At 37.5% G+C, this 1,752-nt stretch carries 1 protein-coding gene; it reads right to left on the bottom strand.

The genetic code is table 11. The features are described 5' to 3' along the window. Nucleotides 1-256: 256 nt before the first annotated feature. The coding region (locus ACJML3_RS07005) for a TRCF domain-containing protein (RefSeq protein ID WP_406021854.1) at nt 257-1,752 on the bottom strand (1,496 nt) is incomplete at its 5' end.

Below are 1,752 nucleotides of genomic sequence, written 5' to 3'. Positions count from 1 at the left end.
CAAAAAGATTAAGTAAACAATATTCATAAATCATAAATTACCATTCAAAATAATAAATGGTGTCGATGCAACAAAATCATTTCTTCCAAAGCAAAGACACCATTAAACAAAAAAGTAAATTCTCTGTTTACTAAATCACTAATCTATCTATGCTCTTAAGTCAGTTATTTTATCTGTGGCAATCAAAAGCCATAAGTAGCTGTTTTACTTGAGCTAGTCTTGGATATTTCTCTGATTCTTTTAGGTTATATCTCAATCAGTTCTGACCTGTTATACTGTATTCATTATTCTTGCACATAGTAACAAGGGTTATCAGATAATCGTTAGAGACTTTGTGATCTTTATTAAATTCAATAATTCCACCAGTCTCATCTCCACTGATACGTTTGATACCAAGTTTTGTAGCAAGTTTTTTAAGCTTTGTAACCTCAAAGAGATTTTCAGCAGCCTTTGGCAGAAAACCGAATCTGTCGATAAGTTCTACTTTCAGATCGGTAAAGTCATCATCAGATTCAACTGATGAAAGTCTCTTGTACAAAGACAGCCTTGTATTTACATCACCAATGTAATCATCAGGGAAAAGACAAGGAATATGCAGATCGATATCGCATTCATTCATGTTCAGATCAACTAAAGATGGCTCTTTTCCTTCCTTTAATGCCTTTACAGCATTTTCAAGCATCTGAGAGTAGAGTGCAAAACCGATTGATTCAATCTGCCCTGACTGCTCCTCGCCAAGAAGTTCACCTGCACCTCTGATTTCAAGATCGTGAGTTGCAAGAACGAATCCAGCTCCTAATTCCTCAAGTGATGATATAGCCCGAAGTCTTAGTTTTGCATCTTTTGATAAGAGCTGCTCTGGTGGTGTAAACAGATAAGCATATGCCTGGTGATGTGAACGACCTACACGACCTCTTAGCTGATGAAGCTGAGCAAGTCCTAACAGATCGGCTCTGTCTATTATGATTGTATTTGCACTTGGAACATCAAGACCATTTTCAACGATAGTAGAGCAGACAAGCAGATTATATCTTTGATGATAAAAATCATGCATTACCTTTTGCAGCTCCTTTTCATTTAACTGTCCATGACCAATACCAATCTTTGCCTCAGGGACAAGCTCAGCAAGCTGTCTTGCTCTTTGTTCAATTGTTGCAACATCGTTGTGAAGATAGTAGACCTGACCGCCACGCTTGAGCTCACGTAATATAGCTTCACGGGTTACGCTGTCTGATCTTTGTGATACAAATGTCTTAACAGCAAGTCTTGACTCAGGTGGAGTTGCAATAATTGAAAGTTCTCTCATGCCCTCCATTGCCATATTAAGAGTTCTTGGAATAGGTGTTGCAGTAAGTGTAAGAATATCTACACTTGCTCTTATCTTTTTTAGAGCCTCTTTTTGCTTTACACCGAAGCGATGCTCCTCATCGACAATAATAAGTCCAAGATCTTTAAACTTTATATCCTTTGATAAAAGCTTATGGGTTCCTATGATTATATCTACAGCACCAGATTCAACTTTTCTTATTACCTCATTTTGTTCTTTTGTACTTTTAAAGCGGGAGAGCAGTTCAATGGTAATTGCAGTTGATGCAAATCTTTCCTTAAAATTCTGATAGTGTTGCTCTGCAAGAATAGTGGTAGGAACTAAAAGGGCGACCTGTTTTGAATTACTTGCAACGACAAATGCTGCTCTTAGAGCAACTTCTGTCTTACCAAAACCAACATCACCACAGACAAGTCTGTCCATAG

It is taken from the genome of Succinivibrio sp., from assembly GCF_045124615.1.
Taxonomy (GTDB): Bacteria; Pseudomonadota; Gammaproteobacteria; order Enterobacterales; family Succinivibrionaceae; genus Succinivibrio; species Succinivibrio faecicola.
Note: the sequence above shows the minus strand (reverse complement) of the source record. Positions and strands in the feature narration are given on the sequence as shown.